Consider the following 14,796-nt stretch of genomic DNA (forward strand, 5'->3'; position numbering starts at 1 on the left):
ACCTAGAAAGCACGGCAACTGCTTTCCTTGTGCCTCGCATAAGGCCTCAGCTGGGTTAACCAGCTCCCTGCGCGTCATTTGCCGATATAGGCGGCCAGCTCGTCAGGCGTCCCCATGGGAAAGGCCTGTTTCAGATGGTCGAGGAATGCGGAGACGCGGGCGCTCAGCAGCCGCCGAGAGGGATAGAGCGTCCACAGGGCGATGTCGGGTCGATCGAGATCCCCCCAATGTACCAGTGTTCCGTCCGCCAGATCATGGCTCACCAGCGACACAGGTAGGCGCGCCGCGCCGACGCCCGCTCGTACCGCATCCCGGACCATGATGAGTGACGACAGCGCAAGGACCGGCTCGATCGCGATTGTTGACCGGCCAGTGGGCGTCTTCACGTCCCAAGCCCCTCGATCGGCTGTCGAACGCATGACGGCCGGGGTCGCCAGACCGTCCGCCGGCCGGGCGAGGTGAGGACTTGCCACGACCACCAGTCGATCACGCAGAAAGGCTCGCCCAACGAGGCTCTCATCCGGATCCGGATTGACCCGGATCACCAGGTCAAATCCCTCTTCGATCATGTCGACGGCGCGGTCTTCGGTCGTGACCTCGAGCCTTACCTCCGGGTATTTCAGGGCGAAGCCGGCAGCGATCTTCCCCATCGCGGTCTGTGAGAACAGCACTGGGGCGCTGATCCGCAACCTGCCTCGCGGCCTTTCGCCGCCTGAGGCGATCGCGGCCGCTGTCTCTTCGAGCTCGGAAAGCAACCGGCCCGTGCGCTCGAAAAGCGCACGTCCTTCTTCCGTCAGCTTCAACGCGCGGGCGCCACGCTCGAACAGCCGTAGATCCAGACTGGCCTCCAGCTCCGCCACGCGTCGGGACAAGGTTGCCTTCGGGCGCCCGGCAGCGCGGGCGGCCTTACCGAAGCCCCCGTGGCGGGCGACCAGATTGAAATCGGCAAGGGCAAGTAGATCCATATGTTCCACCAATGAGACGGCGTGTCCAAATATAACGCCTACCGACACAAATGTGGATCACTAATTTCTGAGCAGCCATCCGGCTCAACTCAGGAGTAACCCCATGACCATTCTCGTTACCGGCGCGACCGGCAATGTCGGCCGCAACGTAGTCGAACAGCTCGTGAAGCGTGGCGCCCATGTGCGCGCTTTGGTTCGCGATCCCTCCAAGGCCAATTTCGCCGCTGGCGTAGATGTCGTGCAGGGCGACCTGCTCGATGTCGATTCCCTACGCAAGGCCTTCTCCGGCGTCTCCACCCTTTTCCTGCTGAACGCGGTGGTGGCCGACGAATACACCCAGGCGCTGGTAGCGCTGGCCCTTGCCCGCGAGGCCGGCATCGAGCGGATCGTCTACCTGTCGGTGATCCACAGCGACCTCTACGTCAACGTGCCGCATTTTGCGGGCAAGTTCGGCGTCGAGCGGATGATCGAGCAGATGGGGCTCAACGCCACCATCCTGCGGCCCGCCTACTTCATGAACAACGACATCACAATCAAGGACGTGGTGACCGGCTACGGCATCTATCCTATGCCGATAGGAGCCAAGGGCGTCGCCATGATCGACGCGCGGGACATCGGCGAGATCGCCGCGATCGAACTCATCCGCCGCGAGCAGGCCGCCGCGCCGCTCCCGTTCGACCGCATCAACCTGGTCGGCCCCGACACGCTGACCGGCGCGGATGTCGCGGCCATCTGGACGGACGTCCTCGGACGCCAGATCACGTATCCGGGCGACGACACCGCCGGGTTCGAGCAGAACCTGCGGCAGTTCATGCCGAGCTGGATGGCCCTCGACATGCGCCTGATGGCGGAGCGCTTCCTCACGGACGGCATGGTCCCCGATGCCGGCGATGTCGATCGGCTGACCGCGCTGCTGGGCCGGCCGTTGCGCTCCTATCGCGACTATGCGGCCGCAATTGCCGGCTGAGCCCCATTACCGATGACCTTTGTCGGGGAGACACATCATGATTTACTCGACCGCTACCGTTCCGGTGAATCCCGGAGGCGAGACCAGGCTGACCCGTGCGCAGATATGGCAGGGCCTGGAACTCAAGGCGCGCGACGCCCGCCTGTTCCTGCCCGCAGGCCTCTGCACCCGTTGCGACGTCGTGGAGGAGAGCGCGACCCACTTCGTGCGCGAAGCTATGATCGCCGGTACTGATCTGCGCGAGATCGTGACGCTTGAGCAGGAAGCAAGGTCACCTTCTTCCAGGCGACCGGTCCGCGCGAAGGCGCGGAAATCGCCTTCATAGCTAGTGGTCGGGTCATTCACATCAGTTGCGCCAACGGCAATTGCAACCAGCTGGTGAGCGAGCTGCTTTATAAGCACGGACGAAACGCAAAGCCAGTCCGTCAAAACGCGGGTGTAGATGACGTACTGCTTCACGGCTTTGTCCAGTTCAAGCGTTGTGCCTGACAAGGTGGTGGCCGAAGCATTGTCTAACGTCAACGTTCGTTGTGCTTGACAAGAACCGCAAGATTGAATGGAGGGGCACTGTTTGGTCTGACGGCGAGCCGAGTAGCGACGAGCCTCGCATGGGCCTGGTCCATCCCGCCAAAGTCGAAAGTAGGGTGTTCGTTGCGGGAACGGAAGGTCGACGCTGCGGAAGGGGGCATGGGGGTCTTCGCGCGAGCGGGTTATCCGATCCCCCGCTCAGAAATTTCTACCAAACATTCCTGACGGTTACGGCCCGAGCATTGTACGGTTCTTACATCCTGTTGATGTCGGTCAGGGAGAGAGTACTGTCGTCTCTTCGGCGTGCCCCTCGGGGATGGTCGGATGAGTGTCGTTCAAAGTGTCAGTCCAATTCTACATCAGGCTATTGCTGCACTCCTGAACGGGGCGGCTCGCGGAGACATTGTCTCGATCAAGGCTGCAATAGAACGAGTCCGCGTGACTGCGCCTAATCTGCGGGCATCTGACGAAGAGCTAACTGAGGCTATCCTTGAGGTAGCTTCCGCCACTGGCCTGTTCGTGTGTTTCGACGGCCGGGAGTAGCTCTCAGCCACGCGCCTCACTAATCCGCCTAACGTTCCCCCCCAGCATTCCAGGAATTTTGCTCATTGTGGCCCCGCGAGAGGGGGCGCGCCGTCCTGCTTGATCTTCGTAATTAGCAGGAACAAATCCGCTCGCGGTGCAGTTCGGTCCTTTTAAGCATGCAGGCCCGAACATGGCTGAAATCGATAAAGCCAAACAGAAGGTTATTGCCGAAGTTGTGCGGCGGTGGATCACTTCAGAGGTAATCCGCAATTACCTTCGCAACCTGCTAAATCTGCCTGTAGAAAGGGGAACTGCCGGCTGAGCAAAGGTATTTGCTGGAGGAACTTGATAGGGCCGACAAAGAGTGACGTATGGCCCCCCACTGGTTCAACCCTCCGGTCCCCGTCAAGACACAGCGTACCGGGATCATTCGCAACGTCAACAACGCCGAGACAGCCGGCGAGGAGCTGATGAAGTGGACCAAGCGTGGCCCTTGCTGGGACCTCGCGGTGCGCGTTTGCATGGCCGTGATATTCGACGAGATGGAACCCGAGGAGGCCCGCAAAGCATTCCTGGCTGCCGCGATGGAGGAGGGGACGTTAATTCCCCCAACGACAAATAGCTAAATTGTTTTGCGGTATAAGGTTCTATGTGTCTCTGACCAACACCGCCTTCCAGAAAGGAGCCCGCCGCCGGTGAGGGACAGGCGACGGACCCCCCTCAGCGGCTGCATCCACGAAGACTCGACCGCTGCAAGTTCTAACCCCGCGAGGGCCTACATCGTTCCCTACAACCTGGGTTGGTCGGCAGGCTTGTGCCGCTCTAAGTTCCCCTTATGGCAACCCATTGGTTCTCCCCTCCGGTTCCTGTGACGACTGACCGTGCCGGTATGACCCGGAACGTGAACAACGTCGAGGCAGCCGGACAGGAGCTGATGAAGTGGACCAAGCGTGGCCCCAAATGGAACCAAGCGGTGCGCGTCTGCATCGCCTGCATTTCCGACGAGATGGAACCTGAGGAGGCACGAAAGGCATTCTTGGCTGCTGCCGAGGAGGAGGGGTGCTGCGCTCGTCTGATTAGGGCCGAATGTGCCAGTTACCCGAGCCCAGTACCCAAACATTCCTGATCCCTAATGCAACCATTCCCTGATCTCCGAGTTGCGCGACAGGCGGGGAAGCTCGGTCGACATGACAAAGCGCGACAAAGCTGGGCATAAGTCCCTTGCAGACGCCGTTCGGGAGTTGATCGGAACCGAAGACAATCGTCGTCATGTACACAAGCTGTTTGGGCCAGTCGAAACAGAGCTGACCCCAACCCTAGCTTCATTACTTGAGGCGATTGGTAAGGCCAGAGACGACGAAACTCCCTAGCCGCTCTAAGTTCAGCCTCATGGCAACCCTCGGCATTGGCGCCGACTTGCTGGAGCTTTTCATGAAGGCCCGCGATGCAGGCTGAGCCGGACGAGGAAGATCAGCGCCCTGACCTACCGTTCCAGGGCGGGCCTCGGGTAAGGCATTTCAAATTTAAAAGGAACGTCGGTTAATACCCCTCGGCGTCAGGCTTGACAGCGGTCCCATGTCGATTGTGAGTGCCGCCTTCCTCCTCTATGCGTGTGATCTCGCTGGCAAGCTCGATCTGCTGACCTCTCTTGATCTTGGACGTGCTGTCCACGATGGAATGCGGGAAGCCGTAGCTCGGAATCGAGACGCTTGCCCGGTCCTCAGTGACCCGCCTACGTATCGTGGCCGTGATCGCAACCAGTGCCCCGCGCCAGACGCTTGAGTCTGGAGCGGACGGCGCCTAGTCAAGATGTTGCTAATATACATCGGCCTGCAAGCTTCGCCGTTGGCGAGGCGGCCCAGCGGCTTGGTTGCGGGGGGGACGGCAGCTAGAGGCCGCTGGGCCTTGACGACCAGCGAGCTTAAGAGGAGGCCCTGTGCTGGCTGGTCAAAACCTTGCGCTTAGGGCAACGGAAAAGCATCATTCGAACGAACACTTTTCGTCAACGAGGAGGGAAGGGAATGCAGTCGGCGGCGCTTACCCATTACATAGCCGGCCCTCAGCAGTGGTGACGACTGACACAGTTCGTGGAGTGGCGAGCGGAATCGTCGCTCAGCAATCACATTCTTCCACGATAGGGAATCCCAGACGCAGTGACCATGGTCTTGGCGTTGTCAAAACCGTGGTGTCAGCCAAAACAATGAAAACGCCGGAGCCTTGAAAATACTGGCTCCCCGGGCCGGACGAAACCGCGAACTATGAGCTGCCGATTCCTCTCAAAACTGCGCCGCAGCCCGCCATCAAGACTCGCGAGCGTGACCGGGAGCGCGCCGAGCGCCTCCGATCAACCGGTGGGCCAAAACCATCTTTGAGGCAACGGGCAGTCGCACTCGCGAAGGAGGGCGTTGTGCGCACACACGATCTCACAGACATCGGCGTTCCCCCTGTTATCTAACCCGGATGTGCGAGGGAGGGGCCGCTAATCAAGGTTCGCTATGGAGTCTAGTGAGCAGCAGACGGGGAGGCGGCATAATTACCTTATGCGCGCCTGTCGGAACAACGTGATTGCGGCAAGGAGCGGACGTTGCCCCGCCTATGCGGCTTGCTCACTCTAGCGTCGGGGCGGTCCGCAGACCGTTGAATCGAAAAATCGCTACGAAGCCCACGGGCAGACCTTAGCCTCCGGCGCTGAGCATTTCGACGATTGTTAAATCCAAAGAATCACCACAGGACGGTGGCCGTCGAGCGAGTTTTTAGCAGCCCATTTCCGCAGCCTGTTAATGTGCAACTTGGGAAGCTGCCGACATCAATTCCTCGGGATTCGGCGCTCTGAAGGTGTTGAGGCCATCCTCCAGAACTTCAGTGAAGTTCCAGCGTACGATGCCCGCCCGGTCGATTAGGAACTGACCGACAAGCTGCGCCTGGCTGGAAGCCATCGCCTGCTGATCGACTTCCGTAATCTCATAACCTTCCTTCTTGTTAAGAAATTCATTCATTGCCATGACGTCCATAGGCTCGGGCAACTCGCCCGGAAGATGGAACGGTATCGCCATGACCGTGTCCATCCCGACCTCGCGCAAGCCGAAAGCACGGTGCGAGGCTCGCTCCGGGTCGGATGCGGCGAGAAGATCGGGTGCCGGGTGGTAACGGAAATAGAGCCGCGCCCGCTCGACCGGCGTATTGACCACAGCCAGGCATTCGACGCCTTTCTCCCGCAGGGCCGGCTTAAGTTGCGCCATCGCCGCGACATGGCGCCGGCAGAACGGACAGTGCAGGCCTCGGAACAAACCGATCAACAACGGGCTACGGCCTCGAAAATCATCGAGCGCGATCTTGCCTTCGCGTGAGATCGCATTGAGCACAACATTCGGTGCGCTGTCGCCCGGCTGCAGCGGGCGGTCAACACTACTCGTAGACATGGACAACCTCCTCGCCGCGATCAGTCAGGGAAAGCAGCACACCCAGCGGAGGCGATCAAGTGCTGGGGGCGAAAGCTTCCTGTGCCAAGGCAATAGCTTTCGACCTCTGCCATATTGCCGAGGTCGAGATTACGCGCGTTGCAAGCCCATCATAACACGAAAAAGCATCTGCGTCGCCAGTCCTGCGATCGGCTTGCGAAGAATAGGCGGGGGCGGGCCAGGCCGCTATTCTGCGCTTGATTTCATCTGTCCTCGATGCTCTGACACGAGATCGAAGCGTAGGGAAAAATCGCACGCCGGCGTGCAAAATCGCGACTTGGCGTAGAAAAGGCGATGGCTCCCCGGGCCGGATTCGAACCAGCGACCAACCGGTTAACAGCCGGTTGCTCTACCACTGAGCTACCGGGGAACAGAGGCTCTCATGTGAGTGGGGCAGCCTATAGCAAACCCGTTTCGGCTTTGCAAAGAAGCATTTCGCATTTTTTCGGTGCTTTTTGGCGCAGGGCTTTCTGGCAATGGCCGGCGAGCGCCCTCATATGAGCTGTCTCTCGCCTGTCGGGGAACGGAAAAGGCCGTTGCGGCTTTCTCCGGCTGATGGTGCTACTGATGCAAACGGATCGACATTTCACATGACGGCAATGAGCGACGAACAGCCACCGGCCCGGAAAATCTCGGTCTTCGGCCGCCAGTTCACCATGCCGCGCTCGCGCGGCCTCAGGATTGCGATCGGCGTCGTGCTGATCATCGGCGGCATTCTCGGCTTCCTGCCGATCCTTGGGTTCTGGATGGTGCCGATCGGATTGCTGGTGCTCTCCTACGAATTCGCATTGGTGCGCCGTCACCGGCGCCGTTTCGTCGTCTGGTGGGAGCGGTGGCGGCGGCCGGACTGAGATTGCCCTGCTGACGGGCCGCTAGCCGGAAAATGCCGGAGGACGGCGTGCTCCGCCTATGCATTAGCTTCTGCATTACCGAGGTTGGTCGAAGCAGCTTTCCAGGCGTTCGCAAAGCTCCTTGAGGACGGCGGTAGCCGATGCGAGCCGCGCAGGGTCGCGCGGCGGCAGGCTGTTTGCGCCTTCTATGCTGAGGCGGTCGATGGCATAGCGCACAAGCTCTGCAGACTGCGACAATCCGCGCGGAGTGCCATCTTCCGTAGCTGCTCGACGCATGGCGGACCCTCCTATCTGCCCAACGTGGCCGCCGGTATCGGGTTCCTCTCGCCGAGAATCGTGCTTAACGATAAGCTAATATGTTGTTGCTAGTATGGTATTGCGTTGATAAGCAGCGCCTCGATGTCGGAAGAACCGTTGGGAATGCATGGTGGCCGCTTGACGGCATTTTCGCCGCAACCTATTGGAGCCGGGTGGAACGCCGGGAGCGATGAGGCCTCGTGGCGGAGTGGTTACGCAGAGGACTGCAAATCCTTGCACCCCGGTTCGATTCCGGGCGAGGCCTCCAATGCCCGAGCCCCCGCGCGTCAGCGCCAGGGGGCTTCAGTTCCGGTCGAAACAGCCGCGGCCTTCGCGCGGCAAGCGGATGGTTGGAACATGAGCGCTGATTTTGCCGAACGCCGGGTGAAGATGGTCGACGGCCAGATCCGCACCACCGACGTGACCAGCGCGCCGTTGCTCGAGGCGATGCTTGTCGTGCCGCGCGAGGCCTTTGTCGGCGCCGGCCAGCGCGATCTCGCCTATATCGATGAGGACATCCGTATTGCCGATACGGCCGACGGCCCGCGCTATCTGATGGAACCGTCGCCATTGGCCAAGCTGATGCAACTGGCCGATATCGGCCCAAGCGCTTCGGCACTCGATGTCGGCTGCGGCACTGGCTATGCGGCGGCGATCCTGTCGCGGCTGGCAAGGTCCGTGGTTGCGCTGGAAAGCGATCCGGCGCTGGCCGAAACCGCCACTTCGACGCTTGCCGCGCTGGGTTGCGGCAATGTCACGGTGGTCCAGGGGCCGCTGCCGCAAGGCCATGCTGCCAAGGCGCCTTACGACGTGATCCTGTTCGGCGGCAGCGTCGGGGAGGTGCCGGCGGCGCTGTTCGACCAGCTTGCCGAAGGCGGCCGACTCGTCGCCGTGGAGGGGCAGGGCAATTCGGGCGTAGCCCGGCTTTTTTTTAAGACTGGAGGGGTTGTAACGGGAAGACGCGCATTTAATGCGGCAATTAAGCCACTACCTGGATTTGAACGCATTCCCGCCTTCGAATTCTGAGTGATTTTGCCTTGCAGCGAAGGCGTTGTCATGATCGCTTGCGTTTGAACAATCGTTGCTGATCTGCATAACCGGGTGTTTCTTGGGGGCTTTCAGCGGGGGAACGATAAAAAACGCGGCGCCGGCTGATCAGAGGAGAAGCCAGCGTGGCGCAGTTCCCGTGCAAAACGAATGAGGGAATATAACGTGCCGTCTGTACGCAAGTTGCTTTTTACCGCTGTCCTCGTTTCGGCGACCGCGCTTTCTCCAATGGTCGCCTCGGCCGAAACGATCATCGGGGCCCTTTCAAAGGCCTACCAAAACAATTCCTCGCTCAATTCGACACGCGCCGGCGTCCGCGTCACCGACGAGGGCGTTGCAATCGCCAAGTCCGGCTGGCGCCCGACCATCACCGGTTCCGCGGACATCGACTACACCAGCACCCACGTCAATGGTACCAGTCGAACCGCACGCATAACTACCGGCAACTTTGGCGTCCAGATCAATCAAACCCTGTTCGACGGCTTTCAGACCAGGAACAATGTCGCGGCCGCTGAAGCGCGGGTCAGCGCCTCGGTCGAGAGCCTGCGCAACACCGAAGAAAACACCCTGTTCAACGCGGCAAGTGCCTATATGGACGTCATCCGCGACCGCCAGATCGCGGTGCTGACCGAACAGAATCTGCAATTCCTGACCGAGCAGGCGCGTGCGGCGCGTTCGCGCTTCGAGGTCGGCGAAGGCACGCGCACCGACGTCGCGCAAGCCGATGCTTCGCGCGCCTCCGCGGTGGCGCAGTTGAGCGCCGCCCGCGCGACAGCGCTGGCAAGTGCTGCGACCTATCGCCAGATCGTCGGCGACGAGCCGGGCAGGCTCAGGCCGGCTTCGCCGCTGTCAAAGCTGTTGCCGTCGAGTCTCGATGCAGCGATTGCGATCGCATCGGCCGAACATCCGGCCATCCTCGCCACCGAGCATCTGGTCGACGCGGCGGCGTTTTCGGTTAAATCGGCCGAAGGCGCGCTGCTGCCGCAGCTTTCGGCTAGCGCCGGCGTTTCCGGCGACTATCGCAACACGGTTCCGGGCGTCCTTGGGGCATCGCAGGATGGTACAAGGACGTCGGCGAACATCGGCGCGACACTGACCGTGCCGATCTATTCCGGCGGACGGACCTCGGCGACCGTGCGCCAGAACAAGGAATCGCTCAGCCAGGCGCGGATCGAAGTCGACGTGAGTCGCGACCAGGTGCGCCAGGCCGTGACATCGGCATGGACGCAATATACCGCCGCGCAGCAAAGCGTCACGGCCAACCGGCAGGTGGTCGCCGCCGCGCAGCTTGCCTTGAACGGCGTCATCGAGGAGCGCAATGTCGGCCAGCGTACCACGCTCGACGTTCTCAATGCGCAGGCGACCGTCATCACTGCCAAGATCAATCTTGCCAGTGCCGAACGCGACGTGGTGGTGGCAAGCTATGCCATCCTCTCTGCGGTTGGCCATTTGTCGGCAGACCGCCTTGCGCTCAATGTGACGAAGTACAGGCCGGAAGAGCATTACAACGCCGTCAAAGACAAGTGGATCGGCCTGCGCACGCCGGACGGCCGCTGATCGCCAGGCCGTGTTTTCAGCCCGCGCTCGAACGACGCGCGGGCTTCCACTCCCGACCCTAATCTGTTGAAATCCAAGATGTCGCCAGATTGGGGATTCTCGCAGGGCGTTCCGTCGGTTACGCTGTCGCCATGATTCGAATCCGGCATTGCCGGACAGGAAATCTGAGAACGAGTCACAAGGGCGGCGGATGTGACGATGGCGACGGCAAGCAGCGTACAGCGCGAACCTTCCATGGAAGAGATACTGGCTTCCATCAGAAGGATCATCGAGGACAGCGATACCGGCCGCAAGCAGCCGGGCGACGCGGACGAGCTGCGCCAGGATCTGCAACCGGCGCCGGCAGCCGGACGGGCAGCGGAGGGCGATGCGTTCCGTTCCGAACTGCGCGGCGGACTGGAGATCGCCGAGCCGGCCACGCGGGCCGAGGTGCAGCCATCATCCGCGCCCGTCAATGCGTATACGGAAGTGCGTCCCGGCCCGGCAAAAGCGCCGGTCACTCTGGCTGAGGTGAACACCGCTCCCGAACCGCCCGCAAAGCCGGATCGGCCTGCGACGGCCAAGGCTGCCGAGACGACGGACACCATCATTGCCGATTGGCGGCGCGAGATCGCAGCGGTCGGCGACGCGATGGCCAAGCCGGACCGGGCCGAGCCACCCCGGACGCCGGACGCCGGGCCAAAAGCCGAGGTTTTCGAAGACGAGGCGACTGCTGGACCTGCGCCGGAGCCTTCTGAAAATGGGTCGCAGTCTTCGGAAAACGGCCTGGAACCTTCGAAAATCGGCCCGGGACCTTCGAAAATGGGATTGGCGAGTTCGGCGGCCAGCGAGGCGCCGTACTCTCGGCCGGCGATCCTTTCGGAACATACGGGGCGGCAGGTTGCCGCCGCCTTCGGCGAGCTTTCAGACGCATTTGCCAGCCGCAGCAAGAAGACCTTCGACGAGATGGCCGAGGAGATGCTGCGGCCGATGCTGCAGGACTGGCTGGACAACAACCTGCCGACGCTGGTCGAGCGGCTGGTGCGCGAGGAAATCGAGCGCGTCGCGCGCGGCGCGCAGTAGCAATTCGGAGAGCCGCCGATGGGCGGCGCTCGACCGGCAAATCGTCGAAGTCGGCGCTGCCCGTCATCCGCCTGCCGGCACCCTCCCCGTATAGTGACGGGCAGAAGGGGCTGACCGCAACCCCGCCGCGTTTTCCGCAACGTTCGTGATTGGCGAAAGCTTCAGTACAGGAGTGCAGGCGTCTTTCTCCCCGTCACTACACGGCGAGAAATGCCCGGTCCACCCTCCGCAGCTTCAGCGCAGCTGCTGCGGAGGACGGGCACGGCAATGAGGGGCAGCGCAAACCTGAAGCGATTGCCTTGCAACGTCACTTCCGCGAGTTGCACCTAACCATCCCGGCGCTATCTATCGGCCATGCCGCCCTTGCGGTTGACTTGGCAACAACCTTCCGATTTACACCGGACCACAAATTCCGGACAGCGCGGACCGTTTTCCCATGCTCGAAAAGACCTACGACGCCAAAGCCGTCGAGCCGAAGATTGCCAGGATTTGGGAAGAGGCCGACGCGTTTCGGGCCGGTGCCGGCGCCGAGGAGGGGGCTGAAGCCTTCACCATCGTCATCCCGCCGCCGAACGTCACCGGCTCGCTGCATATGGGCCATGCGCTCAACAACACGCTGCAGGACATTCTGGTGCGCTTCGAGCGCATGCGCGGCAAGAACGTCTTGTGGCAGCCGGGCATGGATCATGCCGGCATCGCCACCCAGATGGTGGTCGAGCGCCAGCTGATGGAAAAGCAGATCCACCGTCGCGACCTGACGCGCGATGAGTTCATCGACAAGGTGTGGGAGTGGAAGGCCGAGTCCGGTGGCGCCATCCTCAACCAGCTGAAGCGGCTCGGGGCCTCGGCCGACTGGAGCCGCGAGCGCTTCACCATGGACGAGGGCCTGTCGAAGGCAGTGCTCGAAGTGTTCGTGACGCTCTACAAGGAAGGGCTGATCTACAAGGACAAGCGCCTTGTGAACTGGGACCCGAAGCTGTTGACCGCCATCTCGGATCTCGAGGTCGAGCAGCAGGAAGTCAACGGCAACCTCTGGCACTTCCGCTATCCGGTCGAAGGCAAGACGTTCGATCCGGAAAATCCGAAAACCTTCATCACCGTTGCGACGACCCGCCCCGAGACGATGCTGGGCGATACGGCTGTCGCAGTCCACCCCGACGACGAGCGTTTCCGGCATCTCGTCGGCAAGAACCTCATCCTGCCGATCGTCGGCCGCAAGATCCCGGTGGTGGCGGACGAGTATTCCGATCCCGAAAAAGGCAGCGGTGCGGTCAAGATCACGCCGGCGCATGACTTCAACNTTCGAGGTCGGCAAGCGCCACCGGCTGCCGGCGGTCAACATCCTCACCGTCAATGCGGCGGTGAGCCTCAAGGACAATGAGGACTTTCTGGCGGGACTGGAAGTGACGCCGGAGCGCCAGGCCGTCTGGGACGGCCTCGATGGCCTGGATCGTTTCGATGCGCGCAAGAAGATCGTCGAGCTGATGGAGGCGGGCGGCTTTCTTGAAAAGGTCGAGCCGCATCGCCACGCCGTGCCGCACGGCGACCGTGGCGGCGTGCCTATCGAGCCGTTTCTGACCGACCAATGGTATGTCAATGCGGCGGAACTGGCCAAGCCGGCGATCGCCTCGGTGCGCGAGAGCCGTACCAATTTCGTGCCTAAAAACTGGGAAAAGACCTATTTCGACTGGATGGAGAACATCCAGCCCTGGTGCATTTCGCGCCAGCTCTGGTGGGGCCACCAGATCCCTGCCTGGTACGGGCCGGACGGGCATGTCTTTGTCGAAAAGACCGAGGAAGAAGCGCTCGGTGCCGCCGTCGAATATTATCTGGCGCTGGAAGGGCCGTGGAAGGCCTGGGTCGAGGACAAACTCGAGAATTTCCAGCCTGGCGAGATCCTGACCCGCGACGAGGACGTGCTCGACACATGGTTCTCGTCGGCGCTGTGGCCGTTCTCGACGCTCGGCTGGCCGGACCAGACGCCGGAGCTGAAGACCTATTACCCGACCGACGTGCTGGTCACCGGTTTCGACATCATCTTCTTCTGGGTCGCCCGCATGATGATGATGGGCCTGCATTTCATGGACCAGGAGCCGTTTCATACCGTTTATGTGCATGCGCTGGTTCGCGACAAGAATGGACAGAAGATGTCGAAGTCGAAAGGCAACGTCATCGATCCGCTCGACCTCATCGACGAATATGGCGCCGATGCGCTGCGCTTCACCTTGACGGTGATGGCAGCGCAAGGGCGCGACGTTAAGCTCGATCCGGCCCGCATCGCCGGCTATCGCAATTTCGGCACCAAGCTGTGGAACGCGACGCGCTTCGCCGAGATGAACGAAGTGGCGCGCGACGACGATTTCTGGCTGCAGGACGCCAAGCTGGCGGTCAACCGCTGGATCCTGACGGAGCTGACGCGAGCCGCGCGCGACATAACCGACGGCATCACCTCGTACCGCTTCAACGAGGCGGCGGGTGCTGCCTACCGGTTCGTCTGGAACCAGTTCTGCGACTGGTACCTGGAACTGCTGAAGCCGGTATTCATGGGCACCGACGAGGCCGCCAAGGCCGAGAGCAGGGCATGCGTCGCCTTCGTGCTGGACGAGATCTACAAGCTGCTGCATCCGATGATGCCGTTCATGACCGAGGAACTGTGGGCCGAAACCGCCGGCGAGGGCAGGCAACGGCCGTCGCTGCTTTGTCATGCGGCTTGGCCGTCGCCCGACTTCGAGGACGAGGAGGCCGCCGCCGATATCAACTGGCTGGTCGATCTCGTCTCCGGCATCCGCTCGGTGCGTTCGGAAATGAACGTGCCGCCGGCGGCGATAGCACCCCTGATGGTGATCGGTGCCAACGACACGACACACGAAAGGCTCGAGCGCCAGGCGTCGGCCATCAAGCGGCTGGCGCGGGTCGGCGACATCTCGCTGGTCGATGCGGCACCCAAGGGCTCCGCGCAGATCGTCGTTAACGAAGCGACCATCTGCCTGCCGCTCGGCAGCCTGATCGACCTTGCCGCCGAGGCAGCGCGCCTGCAGAAGGAGCTTGCCAAAGTGACCGAGGAAATTGCGCGGCTTTACAAGAAGCTGTCCAACGAGAAATTCGTTGCCAACGCGCCGGACGAGGTGGTGGAGGCCGAGCGCGAAAAACTCGCCGAGTATCGCGAGGCGCAAGAGAAGCTTTCGGTGGCATTGACGCGGGTGCGCGATGCCGGCTGATCAAACAAATTGGGCCGGCTGGCCGCAATAGATTCGCCGGTCACGAATCTGCCTTCAAGACAGGCCGCCTGCCACGAAAACAGGCATTCCGCAGCGTAAATCTTGACGCAAACTGAATGTTTTTGCCCCATTGTTGCCATAATGTAACAATGGCTGACTGGGCACGCAAAATGCCCCGTTCTGTAAGGATTTAGGCGGTTTTCCCGAGTTTTCTCGTCGATTTGTATTGAGGCGGCCATTTTCCCGCCTCGGGAAAAAGACCGCAACCTTGTCGGAAATGCGTTCAGCCAAGGTGTACATGTACGCACGGCGAATTCGTTG

At 61.5% G+C, this 14,796-nt stretch carries 10 protein-coding genes, 2 tRNA genes and 2 pseudogenes; 11 read left to right on the forward strand and 3 right to left on the reverse strand.

Annotated features, from left to right (window positions below; all coding sequences use genetic code 11):
- Positions 1-74: 74 nt before the first annotated feature.
- Positions 75-965, reverse strand: a complete 891-nt coding sequence (locus tag X760_RS58905; protein ID WP_023720038.1) for a LysR family transcriptional regulator — start codon at positions 963-965, stop codon at positions 75-77.
- Between the two features lie 103 nt (positions 966-1,068).
- Here X760_RS58905 and X760_RS58910 point away from each other — a divergent pair, with 103 nt between their 5' ends.
- From X760_RS58910 to X760_RS0138315, 5 genes and pseudogenes are all read left to right on the forward strand, one after another.
- Positions 1,069-1,932 carry an NmrA/HSCARG family protein gene (locus tag X760_RS58910; RefSeq protein ID WP_023720039.1) on the forward strand — a complete coding sequence of 288 codons (864 nt, stop codon included), beginning with the start codon at positions 1,069-1,071 and terminating at the stop codon, positions 1,930-1,932.
- A 37-nt stretch (positions 1,933-1,969) separates the two neighbouring features.
- Positions 1,970-2,241: pseudogene (locus X760_RS78015) on the forward strand (AtaL-like protein); the annotation flags it as partial.
- Between the two features lie 934 nt (positions 2,242-3,175).
- Positions 3,176-3,307, forward strand: coding sequence for a hypothetical protein (locus X760_RS78885; protein ID WP_280940424.1), 132 nt, complete (start codon positions 3,176-3,178; stop codon positions 3,305-3,307).
- 49 nt (positions 3,308-3,356) lie between these two features.
- Entirely contained in the window at positions 3,357-3,611 is a 255-nt protein-coding gene (locus tag X760_RS58920; protein ID WP_023720040.1) for a DUF982 domain-containing protein, read from the forward strand.
- Positions 3,612-3,820: 209 nt separating this feature from the next.
- Positions 3,821-4,111, forward strand: coding sequence for a DUF982 domain-containing protein (locus X760_RS0138315; protein WP_023720041.1), 291 nt, complete (start codon positions 3,821-3,823; stop codon positions 4,109-4,111).
- Positions 4,112-5,762: 1,651 nt separating this feature from the next.
- Here X760_RS0138315 and X760_RS58925 read toward each other — a convergent pair.
- On the reverse strand, positions 5,763-6,404 hold the full coding sequence (locus tag X760_RS58925; protein WP_023720043.1) for a peroxiredoxin-like family protein: 642 nt from the start codon (positions 6,402-6,404) through the stop codon (positions 5,763-5,765).
- A gap of 334 nt (positions 6,405-6,738) precedes the next feature.
- Positions 6,739-6,813 (reverse strand) — tRNA-Asn (locus tag X760_RS58930).
- Positions 6,814-7,033: 220 nt separating this feature from the next.
- Here X760_RS58930 and X760_RS58935 point away from each other — a divergent pair.
- From X760_RS58935 to X760_RS58960, 6 genes and pseudogenes are all read left to right on the forward strand, one after another.
- Entirely contained in the window at positions 7,034-7,294 is a 261-nt protein-coding gene (locus X760_RS58935) for a hypothetical protein (RefSeq protein ID WP_023720044.1), read from the forward strand.
- Positions 7,295-7,785: 491 nt separating this feature from the next.
- A tRNA-Cys gene (locus tag X760_RS58940) sits at positions 7,786-7,859 on the forward strand.
- A gap of 89 nt (positions 7,860-7,948) precedes the next feature.
- Positions 7,949-8,617 (forward strand): protein-L-isoaspartate O-methyltransferase, encoded by a 669-nt coding sequence (locus X760_RS58945; protein ID WP_023720046.1) that lies wholly within the window; start codon positions 7,949-7,951, stop codon positions 8,615-8,617.
- A 186-nt stretch (positions 8,618-8,803) separates the two neighbouring features.
- Positions 8,804-10,195 carry a TolC family outer membrane protein gene (locus tag X760_RS58950; RefSeq protein ID WP_023720047.1) on the forward strand — a complete coding sequence of 464 codons (1,392 nt, stop codon included), beginning with the start codon at positions 8,804-8,806 and terminating at the stop codon, positions 10,193-10,195.
- A gap of 198 nt (positions 10,196-10,393) precedes the next feature.
- Positions 10,394-11,257, forward strand: coding sequence for a PopZ family protein (locus X760_RS58955; protein ID WP_023720048.1), 864 nt, complete (start codon positions 10,394-10,396; stop codon positions 11,255-11,257).
- A gap of 436 nt (positions 11,258-11,693) precedes the next feature.
- Positions 11,694-14,475 (forward strand): annotated as a pseudogene (locus X760_RS58960) (valine--tRNA ligase).
- The last annotated feature ends 321 nt before the right edge of the window (positions 14,476-14,796 follow it).

The organism is Mesorhizobium sp. LSHC420B00 (genome assembly GCF_000503055.1).
In the GTDB taxonomy this organism is placed as follows: domain Bacteria; phylum Pseudomonadota; class Alphaproteobacteria; order Rhizobiales; family Rhizobiaceae; genus Mesorhizobium.